This window comes from Dechloromonas denitrificans, from assembly GCF_020510665.1.
In the GTDB taxonomy this organism is placed as follows: domain Bacteria; phylum Pseudomonadota; class Gammaproteobacteria; order Burkholderiales; family Rhodocyclaceae; genus Azonexus; species Azonexus denitrificans_B.
In genome coordinates this window covers 702,501-717,608 of sequence record NZ_CP075187.1, presented here as the reverse complement: position 1 = coordinate 717,608, position 15,108 = coordinate 702,501, and the positions used below count along the sequence as shown (strand labels likewise).

The window sequence follows — 15,108 nt, the reverse complement described above, 5'->3', positions numbered from 1 at the left end:
CTCCAGTAACCCGCTTACTTGGCGGGCGAAAAAACTTCCTTGGCCACAGTCGCTGCCGTGACGCTATTGGGCCAACCCGAATAGAAAGCCAGATGCGTGATGGTTTCGACCAGCTCTGCCTGGGTCACACCGTTCTGGCGAGCCAGGTTCAGGTGTGAGCGGAGTTGATCTGGGCGATTGAGTGCAATCAGTGCACTCACGGTGACCAGGCTACGATCCCGTTTGGACAGTTCTAGGCGTTCCCAGATGTCGGCGTAGAGCACGGTGTCTGTCAGTTCAGCGAACTTCGGAGCCACACCCCCGAACAGCTGTTGGGCTCTGGAAGGTTTGTCGGCTGAAGGCGAGGCGCTGGAACCCTGGGCAATGCTCTTGTTAGCAGTAACGTCTTCGGTTTTGTACTGGTCCTCGCTGACCTGTTCCAGCCAATCAACCACCTTCCCATCCAGAGCTTCGGCGATGGCGATGTGCGTCATGACTGAGGTTGGTGCGGCGCCGTGCCAGTGCTTTACGTCGGGGGGAATCCAGACCGTGTCACCCGCCTGGATGACCTGCACCGGGCCACCCCAGTGCTGAACCCGTCCGGTGCCTGCCGTGACAATCAGGGTCTGGCCCAGAGGGTGGGTGTGCCAAGCCGTGCGGGCACCGGGATCGAAGCTCACCGTAGCCCCACTGACACGGGCACCCCCGGTACCGGAAAAGCGCCCATCAACACGAACGTTTCCAGTGAAATAGCTGGCCGGTCCAGCCACAGTGGTCTGGCTGCCTACCCGGGTAACCTGGACACCCTGGGGCTCTTCGGCCAGGGCGCTGCCGACAATCAGTCCTGCGGTGGTAACAGTAGCAATCAGATTTTTCATGGCCGTCTCCCGATGTACTCAGAGGGCGCGCTTCAGAATGTCGGCCAGCACATCCTGGGTATAGGTTTCGGCCAGGCCAAACCACTGTGCATTGCCCTGCAGGTTGTCGAGGATGGCCGGCAGTTCGGCAGCGGTAATACCGAACTGGGAGAGGCGGGTGGGGGTGCCGATCTTATCGAACCACTTTTCCAGGGCGGCAATGCCTTCTGCCGCCGTCTTCAGGCCGAAGATCTGCTGGGCGAAGCGTTCGAACTGGGCTGGATTGCGGCTGTGGTACCACTTCATCCAGGCCGGCATCACCACCGACAGGCCGGCACCGTGGGGCACGTTGAACAGGGCAGACAGGGAGTGCTCGATCATGTGGTTGGGATAACCGAAGCCCGAAGTGCCGGCGTAGGTGATGCCGTTGAGGGCCAGAGTGGCGGCCCAGGCGAATTCGGCGCGGGCGTTGTAGTCGTTCGGAGTGGCCAGGAGCGCTTCCGTGGTCTCCATCACCGTGGAGATGACGGATTCCACTAGGCGGGACTGAATTCTGGGCTGAACTGTGGCGGTGAAATAGCCCTCAATGGAGTGGGCAATGATGTCAGCGGCGGAATACACCAGGTAGTCCCGGGACACCGTCTGCATCAGGGTCGGATTGACGATGGAGACCTTGGGGAAGGTATGCACCGACTGGATGGCGAACTTTTCCTGGGTGGCCTCATTGGTGACCACGGCCCCGCTGTTCATCTCGCTGCCCGTGGCGGCCAAGGTGAGGATGTCGAATATCGGCAGAGCGCTGTCGATGCTGGCCTTGCCGATGAACAGATCCCACACATCCCCGTCATATCGCACGCCTGCGGCAATGGCCTTGGAACTATCCAGCACGGAGCCGCCGCCGACGCTCAGAACAGCATCGACCTGCTGGCTGCGGGCCAGGGTGATGGCTTCGCGCACTTTGGAAATCACCGGGTTGCTAACGATGCCTCCGCATTCCACGAACTGGATTCCACGCTCGCTCAGGCTCTTGCTGACGACGCTAAAGAGACCGTCGCGCTTGATGCGCTCACTGCCGTAGGTCAGCAGCACCTTTTTGACGCCATGCTCGGCCAGATGCTGGCCGATGGCCTGTTCCTTGTCCTTGCCGAACTCGACCTTGGTGGGATTGAAGAAAGTGAAGTTGTCCATGAATGTTCTCCTGAAGAAGTTGCGTCACACGCGATGACCGAACTTTAGTTCCCAGAGAAACATCTAACTAGCGCCAAATAGTTTGTATTATTTACAACCAATAGATGTTAATTGAGCGAACAGACCGATGCCCATCAACGAATTGCGCTCCATCACCACATTCATCCGTACCGTGGAAACAGGCAGTCTGAGCAAGGCGGCCGCTGTCCAGCAGATCTCTCCCCAGGCGGCCAGCAAGGTCCTGGGGCAACTGGAGCAGCATCTTGGCGTCAGGCTCTTTCACCGCACGACCCGCAGCATGTCCCTGACAGAGGAGGGGCAGCGTTTTTTTGAAGCAGTCCAGCCATCGCTGCTCGGTCTGCAACAGGCGCTGAATGGCGCGCGCCAAACCCGGGAAGATTTGGCGGGACCGTTGCGCATTGTCGGCCCGCGTTCGGTTTCCCTGGCGGTCATTAGTCCTGTGCTGGAGGAATACTGTCGTCTTTATCCCGAGGTAGAACCGGACATTCAGCTGGACGATCGGCGAAGCAACTGGGTTGAGGAGCGTGTCGACGTGGGTTTTCGCCTGGGTTCTTCACCGGAGGAGGGACTGATCGCGCGCCCGCTGTTTCCCATGCAGATGGTGATCTGCGCGGCACCAAGCTATCTGCGCAAACATGGCACCCCGCGCAGCCTCGACGAACTGACCACCCACCGCTGTAGCGCATTTCGCCGTTCGGACAATGGTCGGGTCGTGCCCTGGCGGGTACGGGTGGATGGTGGCGAGCAGGAGCACCCGATTCATCCGGCTTTTTGCACCAATGACGAGCAACTGGAACTGCATGCCACCCTGGCTGGCGAAATCATTGCCCAGATCGCGGTGCCCACCGCCATTTCTATGATCCGCAATGGACGCCTTGTTCCCTTACTGCTTGAACATATGACTGACAGTTATCAGATGTTCATCTACTACGGCAGCCGCCAGGCCCAACCGGCCCGGGTAAGGCGCTTTATTGATCTGGCAGTGGAGCGGCTTGGAAACAGCAGTGACTATGTACTGAGCCGGGATGAGTTGGCAGCTGCGGCTGCTAACCGGCACATTGCAGCCTGATTCCGATTGTTTTTGGAACGTCAGCAAAGGCCGACCAACTGCTTGTTGCCGCTGGCATCAGGCCGGATTTCGGCCAAAACCGCCATTGCTAAGCATTGCCTTTTAAGTCTGCTTTGCGCACCGAGGAGCGGACTTGGAAAGCCCGCTCAATCCCTAGGCGCGTTAATCCAGTTCGAGATTAGATTAACAGCCTCCTGCTCCATACCCGGATACCCATGCCAATGTAGTGCAGCACAAACATCCCCGCTCGGATTCCCCCCGCCATCGACCATAATTTCCTTCTTCACGGGCGCATTAGTTAGCCCACGCAAAATAGCCGGTACTTCGTAGGGACGACACAGCACACATTCATCCCTGCTGTGATGCACTACAAGAACAGGAACCCTGATTGCCGCCAAATCCTGTTTCGGAACCGCGCCCACTTTCTTGTAATTGACTACGCTGGAGGTCAATACCACCCCGGCAATGCTGTTCTGCAGATTGATGGCCGTAGCGGTCGCAGAAATGGTTCCCCGGCTAGTACCGACCACCCAAACCGGCACATCTGATTTTGTCTTCACGAACTCTAGCACCTTGCGAACGTCCATTATGTGCGTATCGCTGATCCGATCAGGATAGTCGAGTTCTTCGGTGTCGCTGGGCCGTCCGAAGATAGCCACGTTAAACCCGTTGACGATGAAATAAGGTTCAGAGCGAACCAGGAAGTTATTGCTCATGGCCTTGCCGTTTTCCACCTTGCCAAAACCACCACCGCCACCTGGAAACAAGAACATTGTCGCTTTGGCGTTCGGAACAGTTTCCCAGAACAAGGTCGTGGTAACGCCGTCCCGAGTCGGGACCTTGAACAACGTACCTTCGGCTTTGCAACACATCGCGAAGACGGACAACACTAATGCTGCAAACCAGGCTTTCATCGCAATACTCTCTATCGCTGATTGTCATGGTGGATTGGACCCTAAAGTCAGGCGCTACTCAATTCTGGGGTAACCTCGGGTCGCTTGCTGAACCAATGCTCTGTCCTCCAGCGGCTTGCTTTTGATTGTGCCATTCGTCTTAAAGCGCCCCCTAACAGGCCATTCACTTTCTAGATGATTTCGGCGAGTAGACAGGCTTATGGAGTACGGGCGCCTCAAGGTCAGCCAATGTAGAATTGTTTGTTTGCCAAAAATACAGATGCCGACCATGGAATATGCCATTGAAATCACACTTGTCGGCATCCTGCTTTCGGGGACCTGCCTGCACATTCGCGGAATGATCAGAGAAGCCAGATACCACCGTGAGTTCAGGTCTGACCTTGAGCGATTTCAAAAAATTGGCCCAAAAGCAAGTTGCCAGTGGTTTGTCGATGCCTCCGGAGAATTTGGAAGGATTCGTCGCTCTCTTCCGAAGGACTGACGGCCCGCAGTTGTCGGCACCAGCTTTGCTTGCATCTTCGCTAATTTGGCACACCACGTTCCTGATGGGTTCCAATTGGCTCAGTGACGCCTGAACCGCGTCGCGCATATTAATCGGCACTGCACACCGACTACCACTGCAGTAGACAGTAGAGCGCGGAATCTAGAACACCAGCCACAAAAAATGAAGGCAGTGCCTACCAAAGAGGCGAACAAGCTACGTCTGAATGCACTGCAACAAAGACGAAAATAAAGACTTGTGCAATCAATGAATTTCCGTACAGTTTCCGTACAAAGCAAAAAGGCCACCCCGAGGGATGGCCTAACCGCTTGAATCACAACCAAATTAATGGTCGGAGTGACAGGATTCGAACTTGCGACCCCTGCGTCCCGAACGCAGTGCTCTACCAGGCTGAGCTACACTCCGAACCCTTGCCAATTCAAGTAGTTGCAACTCTTCACGGGAAACCCTCCCCTAGCTTGATCACACTCCGATCACATTGGAGTTCAGAACATGGCAACCATTCGGCCCATGCGTGACAAGTGGCAATGCATCATCCGGCGTAAGGGCCATCCGGCCCAATCCAAAACCTTTGACCTCCGCAAGGATGCAGAGAAGTGGGGAAGACAACAGGAAAGGCTTATTGATGCCGGTCAGTGGGTAGATCGGACTGAAGCCGAGCAGACCACCTTGAGAGACCTCCTGAAGCGGTACTCAAAGGAAATCAGTATCACCAAGCGGGGTGCCGAGGTGGAGACCACCCGCATCAATGCCCTGTGTCGCTCTGCATTGGCGAAGTACACAGTAGCCGCTATCACCGGCAAGACGTTGGCCCACTGGCGGGATGAACGCTTGACTGAAGTATCGGGCAGTACAGTAACCCGTGAGTTGCAACTACTGGGTCATGTCTTCAGCGTGGCGATTCGGGAGTGGGGTTTTGGTCTCCATAGCAACCCTGTGAGCCTGATCCGCAAGCCCACTCCCAACAAGGCCAGAGACAGGGTATTAAACGACACCCAGCGGCAAGCCTTGGTTACTGCCTGCGCTCAGTGTCAGAGCCCTTGGATAAAACCCGTTGTTGTATTCGCTCTTGAGACAGCAGCACGGCGAGGCGAAATCCTTGCACTCACATGGCGCGATGTTGACCTTGAACGGAAGGTAGCCAAGGTTTCAGGGAAAACCGGTAGCCGTACCATTCCGCTATCCCCTGCTTGCGTATCAATGCTGAGGTCGCTACCGCGTAGCCTTGAAGGTCACGTATTCCCCGTAACTATCGAGACATTAAAGCAAGCGTATGCACGTGCAGTAGCAAGGGCTGGCATTCAAGACTTCACGTTCCACGACCTACGACACGATGCGCTCACCCGGCTAGCAAGGCTAGGCTTGAATATCTTGGAACTACGCAGCGTCTCAGGCCACACGACAGCGAACATGCTTCAACGGTATGTATCAATTGACGCTGGCGATCTGGCGAAAAAGCTTGCCATTAGATGATCTATGACAATCGGCAGGTCTTGATACATGGAATAATCGAAATCCTTCGAGGCTTACGCAATAGAAACAGATAGCGGAAGCACGAGCGAATGGTCTTGCGGGCGTTAGGGCTCGATATTCTGTTGTTGATACGGGAGTTACAGGGAATGGGGTATTTGATTGGTGGCGTTTTATTGTTGGTTGTTCTCGTCCTTTTCTTTAAGCGAGACGTAAATAGGTTTAATCAGCAGTGTCTAATTGATTTTCCAGCTTGGCTAGCGCTCTATACAGCAAGTCAAATGCCTGACAAGGGCGGGATGGCAAGAGCATTCTTGATTCAATCCATTCATATGGCAGAGGGGTTTGGGGCGCTTTCGGCAGCAGCATCGAGGGAATTATCCGTAGGGTTGAGAAGAGAAAATCCCGTAAGCGTGGTCAATGAATGGCTGGAATCCGCGCTACCCAATGTTGTGGATGTTGTCGGGTCAGCCAGTTTGTCTGATGTCCCTGCCCGGCAGGTTGGGGCGCTAATGATCGTCGCGCTGATGGGGGTAAATCCGCAAAGAGACCTGAGGGATTTTATGCAGCGCTTTGGCCGCTAAAGAGTCAGATCGCGTATCTGCTACAAGAGGATTCACATGAACTTATCGCTATGGACAAGATTTTCGATTTGTGTGGCGCTGATTGTGCCGGGCCTTTACGGGTGTTCTAGTACACCTCCAATCCAAAAGGTCAGCACAAGCACTTCTGAGTTTGATAACGCTGTATTCACGGGCGAAATCATCGAACTTGATACAGACAAAACTGGGGCGGAGAAATACAGGGCATACACCAAAGGTGCAACCGGCTTTGTCTCTCAAGATTCGCTGTGCGAGTACGTAGCAGGGCAAGCTGAAAGGTACTGCTCTCAACAAGACAAGAAGCCTAAACACCTTCAAGAGCGTAGGGCTGTGCCTCCGTATATTCTGGGGAACTTCCCTCGCTGCGAGCTTGTGTTCGTATGCTTAGATAGGCCATCAAATAAGTCACTCGCGGACACACGGTATCAACGGCTCACCGATCTAAAAAAGCTGCTTGATGGCGGGGTAATCACCTCTGCTGAGTTTGACTCAGAGAAGGCCAAGATACTGAACGAGAACTAATCCTCGCCCCCCTGCCATATTGACTGCTGCAAGGCGCTCTGGCGGGGGGTTATACAGCCCGAAGGGGTTGTCTTGGGCAGGTCTACCCGACCGCTCAGGATGGCCCCAGAGGGGCTGCGGGGGGCGTTTAGCAGAGCATCGGGAATGGAGACACCCGCGCATGAGCAATCCATAACTGAACGCTAATGCAGCTTTGGAAGCCCCCCCCAAGCGTTGGCAAGAATCTCCAGAACGGGGAACAGCAGGAATGACCACAAAGGCACCTGCCGGGCTCTCAGCGGGGTTTCGTGCCGGGGGGCGGGGCAATGTTCACCCGAGGCACAGAAAGCCTCTGGAAACGCTTACATGGCTTATATAGCAAAACACTAATACAACCTGCACTCAGGCGGTTCAGATCGAAAACAGGAAGACTGGATAGCAAGGAAGGTTTCTAAATATTTACTTACGTAGTAATAGAAATCGACCCTAAAAACCGGGTGCATTTGCACCCTCCCTTGCCCCCTTCCTGAATTCCGTTTCAGGTCCTTTTGGAACGCGCGATAATTGACCGTACCCGCTCCAAATTCATACCCAGCTGCTTTGCGATCACGGTCGGCCCAAGCTCTTTTTTGTAAAGGGTTAGCACCATCTCCTTTGGCGTGAGGGCACCGGTGTCCGCAAGAGCTTCCCGTTGCTTTGTAGCCTGCATCTGTTGCTCAGGCAATTGCAAACGGGCTTCGAGCTTTGCGATCCGGTCGCAACCTTTGAACAATGCCACATGGATACTTAAGCTCGCCCCAAAGCTCACAGCAGAAGCTCTCTGGTTCATACCTACCCTGCCATAAATCGCTCGCATAGCTATCTCCACAGGGTGGTTCCGCACAACATCCGAACTGTATGCAGCCTTCCATCGCTCAGCCCTATTGCTCCCCCTGATACTTTTAGCCTTCTCTGGAGCGTCCGGAAACACACCCTTTAACAGAGCACTGATACTTTGGGTTACACCATCTAGTTGTAGGTCTAGCAATCTCACGATTACTTGCACAAAGTCATTTTCAGTGTGCTGCTGTGACTTGAAACCCTGTGCCCTTAGGGCGCTCCAGCATTCTGAGTTGGCTTCACGTACAGCTTTCTGCCGCTTGGCCATAATTTGTTGGCGTGTCAGCGCTTGGCTCAGCGCTGCCTTCTCGGGCATCTCTGCAAGGCTTTTCTGCTGAACTGTAGCAATACGAGGCTCTTGAACAATATCACCCCCCTCCCAAGGAGCATCTGGGTTCGAGATGCGCATGTCTGGCGATGTCCTTACCACTTCCGCGATTATTTCTCGCATTTCGGGAGAAAGATTGGAAGGGAGAAATATAGGAACTGTCTCAGCGGGATCAAAGGTGTCAGACATATAGATGCTTGCCATTGCATCCTCAAATTCGTTGCTATGTTGCATGATCGATTTCCTGTGTGTTGGTCACTGGCTCGCACCCAGCCCTAGCCGCAATCCCTTCAGCGAGGGATGGACCAATGACCAAGACACAGAAAACAGTGGGATTGTTATGAATTAGACAAAGATGCTTGCGAGGTTTCTTTATCCGTTACATGCAACTCTAATCACAGGGCGGGTACGGAATCCGGCCACAACGGGGAGGGGCATGGGGGCGGCTAGTGCACCGACGGGCACGGAGGGGATTTCGCATGAGCGCAGTGGATTCAGACGCGAATGCAGGCGGAATTACAGGAGCGAGGCTAGAGGGAATAGCAGACAAGCAGACCACTTGTGCACGGTAGCCGGACCGTGATAGGCTGAATTTAGGCAGTCGTATTTGACTGCTAGTGCGTGATCACACTTTGATCACACAGGATGTGATCAGCAAAGAGACGATTGCAGCCACTACTTGAAGCAATACCGAGGCCACAAAAGAAAAAAGCCTTGATTTCTCAAGGCTTTTTTCGACCATACTTGGTCGGAGTGACAGGATTCGAACTTGCGACCCCTGCGTCCCGAACGCAGTGCTCTACCAGGCTGAGCTACACTCCGAATGCAACCGAAAGAATCTAGTGATTTCTCTCAACTGCGAAGGAGGACAATTGTAGCAGAGCTTCCTTAAAAGGTGAAGCCCCCAAGCAAAAAATTGATGATCTTGCGAGCTCGGCTTCCTGACGTGCCCGCGCCCGGGCATGATCCAAAGCTCCGCTGGCACGGATCGCTTCGAGAACAGCCGGGAAATCGTCACGGCCACCTTCTTCAATCGCCTTGCGCACATTGGCCGAATGCTGCGGTGAACCATGCTGCATGGCATAAATCAACGGCAATGTCGGCTTGCCCTCAGCCAGGTCATCACCAAGATGCTTGCCTGTATCGGCTTCCTGCCCCGAATAATCGAGCACATCGTCAATCAGCTGGAAGGCTGTTCCCAAGTGCATGCCATAAGCCGCCAGAGCTTTCTCCACCTCGGGAGTGGCCTGCCCCAAAATGGCGCCCAGTTGAGCCGCCGCCTCGAAAAGCTTGGCCGTTTTGTAATGGATGACCTGCATGTAACGCGCCTCGTCGACATCTGCGTCGTGGCAATTCATCAACTGCAGGACTTCACCTTCGGCGATCACATTGGTCGCGTCGGACAACACTTGCATAACGCGCATGTTATCCACCGAGACCATCATCTGGAATGCGCGCGAGTAGAGGAAATCTCCAACCAGAACGCTGGCTGCATTGCCGAACATGGCATTTGCCGTATCCCTGCCGCGTCTCAGCGCTGACTCATCGACCACGTCGTCATGCAAAAGCGTAGCCGTGTGAATGAATTCAACCACAGCCGCCATTTCATGATGACGCGTCCCTTGATAACCCATGGCACCGGCAGCCAGCAACACCAAGGCCGGCCGCATGCGTTTGCCACCGCTGTTGATGATGTATTCGGACACCTGGCTGACCAGGGCCACATCGGAATGCAAGCGATCGCGGATAACCGCATCCACGGACTTCATGTCGGGCCCGATCAGGGCGTAAAGCTGTTCCAGTGTCACAGTAAGGGCGATTCTCTTGGGAAGCCCGAAATCTTAGGTGCCATGAAGGGGGGAGTCAAGGCCGCCGGCGCTTCCGCCCTCTTATTTATCAGCGCTTTGGGATAAACTCGACACCTGAAAATCGAACAACAGGGAGGCAGAGATGGATATCCGCTTGATCATTGCACCGGTCGTTCAGGACCGCGATGCGCTTGAGGAGTTTGCCGAAGTACTGACGGATCGCGCCCCGGAAGTTGAACGCAATGTAGCACGCCTCAAAAAGACACCAGCAGATCGCGAGATTACGGCTGAGCTGTTCAGAGCCATCCACAACATCAAGGGCGATGCCTCCCTTTGCAAGTTCGAACTGGGTGTCGCCATTGCCCATCCGATCGAAACAATGATGGCCCGGTTTCGGGAAGGCGAAATTCTGTTTTCCGATTTGCTTTCAGAACTGATCCTGCTTGCCGTCGACCGACTTGAACTGGCTACTGATGCCCTGCTGTCGGGTAAATCGGTGGATCATCTTCAACTACTCGCCCTGATCCAGGGACTAGAGAAGCTCGCGCTGTCGAGTGCAGACAGTGTTGACACTCATTGCGCAGAACTAATTGAAGCAGTCACCGGATTTCCTCCGGTCATTGCCAATATTTCAAGCCGAGCCCCACGAGTCGCCACGCCCAAACCGGAACAAAAAAACGCCACCTCTGACTTGCACTTTTTCCGCTCCCTGGCCTTGCAGCTGGAAAGTCGTTCGCCACTCTTCAAGGGACGAACGATGCGAATTTTGCGTCTCGCACTGGAAACCAACAAGGCAGGCGGAGATGCGGTAGATCCGGTCCAACTCGAGGCGGCCGTTTATCTCCACGATATCGGGATGATGCTCCTGCCTGAAGCCGTCTGGCTGAAAATGGGCAAGATGACTGCAGATGACAAACTATCCCTGCGCAACCACCCGGGTTACGCGGCAGGATTGTTGCAGCGCATGCCAGGCTGGGAGGCTGCAGCAGAGATGGTTGCACAGCATCATGAAATGCCGGACGCCGGAGGCTACCCCAACAAGTTGGCAGCCAATGATATTTGTCCCGGAGCCAAAATCATTGCCATCGTCGACGCCTTTGAGGCCGTCATGCTCAAACACATTCATCGCGGCAAAAATCGTTCGGTACTGCGGGCGATCGCGGAAATCAACGCTTGCGACAATCAATTTGCTCCTGAATGGATCGCACCGTTCAACGCAGTCATTCGCAAAACGGTCGAAGCTTGATGGCGATCGATCATGATCGCCGCTTCGGTGGCGTGGCACGACTGTATGGGGAAGAAGGCGCACACCGACTGCGCCAGGCACACGTTTGTATCGTCGGCATTGGCGGCGTTGGCTCGTGGAGTGCCGAAGCACTCGCCAGAACAGGTATCGGGCAGATTACCGTGGTCGACCTCGATATGGTGGCCGAATCGAATACCAACCGGCAGATTCATGCACTCGGCGAGATCTATGGCAAAGCCAAGGTCGACGCCATGGCTGAGCGCATTCAGGCCATCAACCCTGAATGCAAAGTCACGTGCATTGAAGACTTCGTCACGGTTGAGAATATGGCTCAAATTCTCTTGCCGCATTTTTCCATCATCATTGATGCCATTGATCAGGTGCGTATCAAAACAGCCATGGTCGCTTTTTGCAGGGACAACAAACAATCGATTGTCGTTGCAGGCGCGGCCGGGGGGCAGACTGATCCAACAAAAATTCAAGTCGCCGACCTGAGTCAGACCATTCAGGACCCTCTGCTTGCGAAGGTTCGCTCAGGATTGCGTCGGGATCATGGTTTTCCTCGAGCTGGTGGCAAAAAATTTGGCGTTCCTGCCGTCTTCTCAACAGAACCGCTGCGCTACCCGGAAAGCACGGATAGTTGTGCAGCGACACCAAGCCCTAGAGGACTCAACTGCGCCGGATTTGGATCGTCCGTTTGTGTTACGTCAGTATTCGGTATGGTGGCGGCCGCACAGGCTATTGAGCTAATCATCGGCCAGTAAAAGTGAAAAAGCCGAAAAAACTGCGCTCAAGCAAGGCTGGATTTCCTCCCGGCTCCCTGATTCATATCGGGGAAATCAAGATACCGGAAACCAGCTTCACCTTGATCGACTACGACGACCGGGGACTGGCCGAACGGCCCTTGGTCAGCAGCCACGACTTCGCGACGGCACCGCGCCCGTTCAAACTCCGCTGGGCCAATATTTACGGTATCCAGAAAGCCGATGACCTGAAAGAAATCGGCCAAACATTCAACCTGCATCCGCTCGTTCAGGAAGATATTCTGAACAATGCTCAACGGCAAAAAATCGATGCGTACGACGACTACCTTTATCTGGTTCTGCACCGATATGAACTAAAAAGTCCCAAGCTGGAGCTGATGCAGGATCAAATCAGCCTGGTACTCGGGCATGATTTTGTCCTCAGTTTTCAGGAGCGACAATCCCAGACCTTTGAGCCAGTCCGCCAACGGATTCGGACAGAGCACTCAAGCCTGCGCAAAGGGGGGGCTGACACACTGGCTTATTCCCTGATTGACGCAGTGGTCGACAGCTATTTTGCCGTAATCGAGCAACTGGACGATCACGCAGAGCAGCTGGAAATGGATATCTTGTCGCACGCCAAGCCATCAACGCTTGAAGCAATTCACCAGTTCAAGCGGACGGTATCCCAACTGCGTCGCAACCTTCAGCCGTTGCGGGAAATTCTGGGCTTTCTCCACCGGGATTCGGACAACTTTTTCCGTCCGGAAGTCGCCCTGTACATCCGCGATGTCTATGACCATACGGTACACATTCTGGAGTCACTTGAAGATCTCCGCGACCAAGCCAGCGGGCTGCTTGACGTTTACTTGACGACAGTCAGCCATCGAGTCAATCTCGAAGTACGAACGCTGACTGTCGTTGCGACTATTTTTATGCCGGCCACACTGATCGCCGGCATCTTCGGCATGAACTTTCGCACCATGCCCTGGCTGGAGCTTGGCGGTGGCTACCTATATGCCCTAGGCTTGATGGCAGCCATCGCCGTGGTGATGCTGATACTTTTCTGGCGTCGCCGCCTGGTTTAATCAGGCAGACTGTCCAGCCAAACCACCAATCCTTGAGCATTCAGTTCAAGGTCGGTGCCCCAGATATCCAGCAAGGTCGCCTCGGGCAGGCAACAACCGTGAGCACGAATCTGGCTCAACAGATAAGCCGTCATGGCTTCCTTGATTCTGACCTGACGAAGCGAGCCAGCGCCTTTTTCGGCGAGCGCAAGTGCAATCAGCACATCAAGGTGCCGGAGCAACTCAGCTCCCTTTTCAGACACCTGATCGACTCGACTGTAGTGCGTCAAATACATTGCTTCTGGCTCACAGGCCAGCAAGCGCTGAATCGACTGACGCATCTCATCTGGATCGAACTGTGTCGGCGTTGTCGTTGGAAAGATGAACTGACGCCCATCAACATCCAGCTCACGGTAGGACAGACCAAACATGTCTCCCGTAAAGATGCCGCTGGTTTTTTGATCAACAATACAAATATGATGGCGCGCATGTCCCGGCGTATCGAGGCAAATCAACTGACGCCCAGCCAAGGACACAGTATGGCCATCTGCCGCCTCGATAATTCGCTCAGCGGCAACAGGAATAATGTCTCCATAAACCCGCTGGACGTATTCCGGGCCATACACGGCACAAACCCCGGCAACCAGTTTTTCAGGCGCAGCCATGTGTCGGGCGCCCCGTGGATGCACCACCAGTTTGGCATTAGGGAATGCCTGCATCAGACAACCCGCACCACCGGCATGATCAAGGTGAATATGCGTCAAAATCACGTAGTCGACCGCGGCAGCATCAAGACCGACAGCCCCCAAAGCAGCCAGCGCATTCGGAAGAGCATCGTTACTACCTGTATCGATAAAAGCAACGCGGCCCTCTTCGATGACCATGTGAATTGCAGCCAGAATTGGCCTGACATAACCTGCGTCAAAGGCAACAATTCCGTTTCCGTAATCTCTGAAATCGAACATTTCCATACCTTGGCGTATTGATTGGCGGATTATACTTCCCGGACTACAACACCGTTCTCAGACATGTCCCATTTTTTTGCCGACGATGGCGCCAAGATTCATGTGAAAATATCCGGAGAAGGCACGCCGCTCGTCATGCTGCATGGCTGGACGTCCAGCCACCAGGAGTGGTTCCCTTTCCTTGAAACCCTCAACAGGAAGCACCGGGTATATCGCTGGGATGCCAGAGGGCATGGCGGTCATGAAATTTCGGGCAAAGCTGCACCAACGGCTGAGCGGATGGCACGAGATCTGGAAAATATGATGACCCATTACCAACTGAAGGGTGTAGCTGCAGTTGGGCACTCCATGGGCGCCTTAACGCTTTGGCAATATATCCGTGATCACGGAACCGCCCGTCTGAGCAAGCTGTGCTTTATCGATCAATCCCCAAAACTACTGACCGACAGCACTTGGAAGTTTGGCGTATACGGCGCATTCGACCAATCAAAAGCCGATCAAATGATGACTTGGCTTGAGGAAGATTTTGCTGAAGGCGTCTTGAAATTAACGGCCTTTGGTTTGAACGAGCGAGCCAGGGAAAAGTATCTTGCCGGAGCTATCGGCTGGGAAAAATCCCGCCAATCCTTGCGGACTCAAAATCCAGCCCCTTTGATTGAATGCTGGAAAAGCCTGACCGCTGCGGATTATCGAACAGTGCTCTCAACGATCGACATTCCATCGATGCTGGTTTATGGCGGCCAAAGCAATTTTTATAGTCGAGAAACCGCTCATTTCGTTGCCAAGCAAATCCCGAATGCCATTCTTTATATTTATGAAGGCACCGACCATTCGCCACATCAATGGCAACGAGAACTCTTCGCTGAACAACTTATAAAGTTCATCGAAAACCCATCGAATCCCATACCCTGATTTATCTGGGAGGCTGCCCTAGGGTAGAGCGGAGGGTCTGTGTGGCCTCCAGAGCGA

The 15,108-nt window shown here is 54.2% G+C and carries 15 protein-coding genes and 2 tRNA genes; 9 read left to right on the top strand and 8 right to left on the bottom strand.

The genetic code is table 11. The features are described from left to right. Positions 1-14 precede the first annotated feature (14 nt). Together KI614_RS03435 and KI614_RS03430 are read right to left on the bottom strand one after the other, a co-directional pair. Positions 15-857 carry a cupin domain-containing carboxymuconolactone decarboxylase family protein gene (locus KI614_RS03435; RefSeq protein WP_226407904.1) on the bottom strand — a complete coding sequence of 281 codons (843 nt, stop codon included), beginning with the start codon at positions 855-857 and terminating at the stop codon, positions 15-17. Between the two features lie 18 nt (positions 858-875). Beyond that, entirely contained in the window at positions 876-2,024 is a 1,149-nt protein-coding gene (locus KI614_RS03430; RefSeq protein ID WP_226407902.1) for an iron-containing alcohol dehydrogenase, read from the bottom strand. Between the two features lie 127 nt (positions 2,025-2,151). Between KI614_RS03430 and KI614_RS03425 the strand changes: the two genes are divergently transcribed. Beyond that, complete coding sequence (locus tag KI614_RS03425; protein WP_226407900.1) at positions 2,152-3,114, top strand: LysR family transcriptional regulator; 963 nt, start codon at positions 2,152-2,154, stop codon at positions 3,112-3,114. 146 nt (positions 3,115-3,260) lie between these two features. Here the strand turns inward: KI614_RS03425 and KI614_RS03420 are convergent, their stop codons facing one another. Beyond that, the gene (locus tag KI614_RS03420) at positions 3,261-4,028 is read right to left on the bottom strand and encodes an alpha/beta hydrolase (RefSeq protein ID WP_226407898.1); all 768 of its coding nucleotides are present in this window, start codon (positions 4,026-4,028) and stop codon (positions 3,261-3,263) included. Between the two features lie 268 nt (positions 4,029-4,296). Here KI614_RS03420 and KI614_RS03415 point away from each other — a divergent pair, with 268 nt between their 5' ends. Beyond that, positions 4,297-4,509 carry a hypothetical protein gene (locus tag KI614_RS03415; protein ID WP_226407896.1) on the top strand — a complete coding sequence of 71 codons (213 nt, stop codon included), beginning with the start codon at positions 4,297-4,299 and terminating at the stop codon, positions 4,507-4,509. A gap of 349 nt (positions 4,510-4,858) precedes the next feature. Here the strand turns inward: KI614_RS03415 and KI614_RS03410 are convergent. Next, positions 4,859-4,935 (bottom strand) — tRNA-Pro (locus tag KI614_RS03410). Between the two features lie 87 nt (positions 4,936-5,022). Here KI614_RS03410 and KI614_RS03405 point away from each other — a divergent pair. From KI614_RS03405 to KI614_RS03395, 3 genes are all read left to right on the top strand, one after another. Beyond that, positions 5,023-6,003 (top strand): tyrosine-type recombinase/integrase, encoded by a 981-nt coding sequence (locus tag KI614_RS03405; RefSeq protein ID WP_226407894.1) that lies wholly within the window; start codon positions 5,023-5,025, stop codon positions 6,001-6,003. 146 nt (positions 6,004-6,149) lie between these two features. Next, the gene (locus tag KI614_RS03400; protein WP_226407891.1) at positions 6,150-6,584 is read left to right on the top strand and encodes a hypothetical protein; all 435 of its coding nucleotides are present in this window, start codon (positions 6,150-6,152) and stop codon (positions 6,582-6,584) included. Positions 6,585-6,620: 36 nt separating this feature from the next. Continuing rightward, positions 6,621-7,124 (top strand): SHOCT domain-containing protein, encoded by a 504-nt coding sequence (locus KI614_RS03395; RefSeq protein ID WP_226407889.1) that lies wholly within the window; start codon positions 6,621-6,623, stop codon positions 7,122-7,124. 517 nt (positions 7,125-7,641) lie between these two features. Here KI614_RS03395 and KI614_RS03390 read toward each other — a convergent pair. From KI614_RS03390 to ispB, 3 genes are all read right to left on the bottom strand, one after another. Beyond that, positions 7,642-8,544: a hypothetical protein gene (locus tag KI614_RS03390; protein ID WP_226407887.1), complete on the bottom strand. Its 903-nt coding sequence runs from the start codon at positions 8,542-8,544 to the stop codon at positions 7,642-7,644. A 511-nt stretch (positions 8,545-9,055) separates the two neighbouring features. Next, positions 9,056-9,132 (bottom strand) — tRNA-Pro (locus KI614_RS03385). A gap of 17 nt (positions 9,133-9,149) precedes the next feature. Continuing rightward, the gene (gene ispB, locus KI614_RS03380; protein WP_203468707.1) at positions 9,150-10,118 is read right to left on the bottom strand and encodes an octaprenyl diphosphate synthase; all 969 of its coding nucleotides are present in this window, start codon (positions 10,116-10,118) and stop codon (positions 9,150-9,152) included. Between the two features lie 142 nt (positions 10,119-10,260). Here ispB and KI614_RS03375 point away from each other — a divergent pair, with 142 nt between their 5' ends. The 3 genes from KI614_RS03375 to corA are packed head-to-tail and all read left to right on the top strand — an operon-like array spanning position 10,261 to position 13,195. Beyond that, entirely contained in the window at positions 10,261-11,364 is a 1,104-nt protein-coding gene (locus KI614_RS03375; protein WP_226407885.1) for an HD domain-containing phosphohydrolase, read from the top strand. After that, the gene (gene tcdA / locus KI614_RS03370) at positions 11,316-12,128 is read left to right on the top strand and encodes a tRNA cyclic N6-threonylcarbamoyladenosine(37) synthase TcdA (protein ID WP_226407883.1); all 813 of its coding nucleotides are present in this window, start codon (positions 11,316-11,318) and stop codon (positions 12,126-12,128) included. Before KI614_RS03375 ends, tcdA begins: the two co-directional genes overlap by 49 nt. 2 nt (positions 12,129-12,130) lie before the next feature. After that, positions 12,131-13,195: a magnesium/cobalt transporter CorA gene (gene corA, locus KI614_RS03365; protein WP_226407881.1), complete on the top strand. Its 1,065-nt coding sequence runs from the start codon at positions 12,131-12,133 to the stop codon at positions 13,193-13,195. Here the strand turns inward: corA and KI614_RS03360 are convergent. Beyond that, complete coding sequence (locus KI614_RS03360; RefSeq protein WP_413464188.1) at positions 13,192-14,139, bottom strand: MBL fold metallo-hydrolase; 948 nt, start codon at positions 14,137-14,139, stop codon at positions 13,192-13,194. The genes corA and KI614_RS03360 overlap by 4 nt on opposite strands. Positions 14,140-14,202: 63 nt before the next feature. Here KI614_RS03360 and KI614_RS03355 point away from each other — a divergent pair, with 63 nt between their 5' ends. After that, positions 14,203-15,051: an alpha/beta fold hydrolase gene (locus KI614_RS03355; RefSeq protein ID WP_226407877.1), complete on the top strand. Its 849-nt coding sequence runs from the start codon at positions 14,203-14,205 to the stop codon at positions 15,049-15,051. Positions 15,052-15,108: the final 57 nt, after the last annotated feature.

Bases quoted from the DNA above. Each gene is read 5' to 3' on its own strand.
- KI614_RS03395 (WP_226407889.1), top strand. From the start codon at position 6,621: ATGAACTTATCGCTATGGACAAGATTTTCGATTTGTGTGGCGCTGATT.
- KI614_RS03405 (WP_226407894.1), top strand. From the start codon at position 5,023: ATGGCAACCATTCGGCCCATGCGTGACAAGTGGCAATGCATCATCCGG.
- KI614_RS03415 (WP_226407896.1), top strand. From the start codon at position 4,297: ATGGAATATGCCATTGAAATCACACTTGTCGGCATCCTGCTTTCGGGG.
- KI614_RS03425 (WP_226407900.1), top strand. From the start codon at position 2,152: ATGCCCATCAACGAATTGCGCTCCATCACCACATTCATCCGTACCGTG.
- KI614_RS03435 (WP_226407904.1), bottom strand. From the start codon at position 857: ATGAAAAATCTGATTGCTACTGTTACCACCGCAGGACTGATTGTCGGC.
- KI614_RS03400 (WP_226407891.1), top strand. From the start codon at position 6,150: ATGGGGTATTTGATTGGTGGCGTTTTATTGTTGGTTGTTCTCGTCCTT.
- KI614_RS03430 (WP_226407902.1), bottom strand. From the start codon at position 2,024: ATGGACAACTTCACTTTCTTCAATCCCACCAAGGTCGAGTTCGGCAAG.
- KI614_RS03390 (WP_226407887.1), bottom strand. From the start codon at position 8,544: ATGCAACATAGCAACGAATTTGAGGATGCAATGGCAAGCATCTATATG.
- KI614_RS03420 (WP_226407898.1), bottom strand. From the start codon at position 4,028: ATGAAAGCCTGGTTTGCAGCATTAGTGTTGTCCGTCTTCGCGATGTGT.
- KI614_RS03360 (WP_413464188.1), bottom strand. From the start codon at position 14,139: ATGTTCGATTTCAGAGATTACGGAAACGGAATTGTTGCCTTTGACGCA.
- KI614_RS03355 (WP_226407877.1), top strand. From the start codon at position 14,203: ATGTCCCATTTTTTTGCCGACGATGGCGCCAAGATTCATGTGAAAATA.
- KI614_RS03375 (WP_226407885.1), top strand. From the start codon at position 10,261: ATGGATATCCGCTTGATCATTGCACCGGTCGTTCAGGACCGCGATGCG.
- tcdA (WP_226407883.1), top strand. From the start codon at position 11,316: ATGGATCGCACCGTTCAACGCAGTCATTCGCAAAACGGTCGAAGCTTG.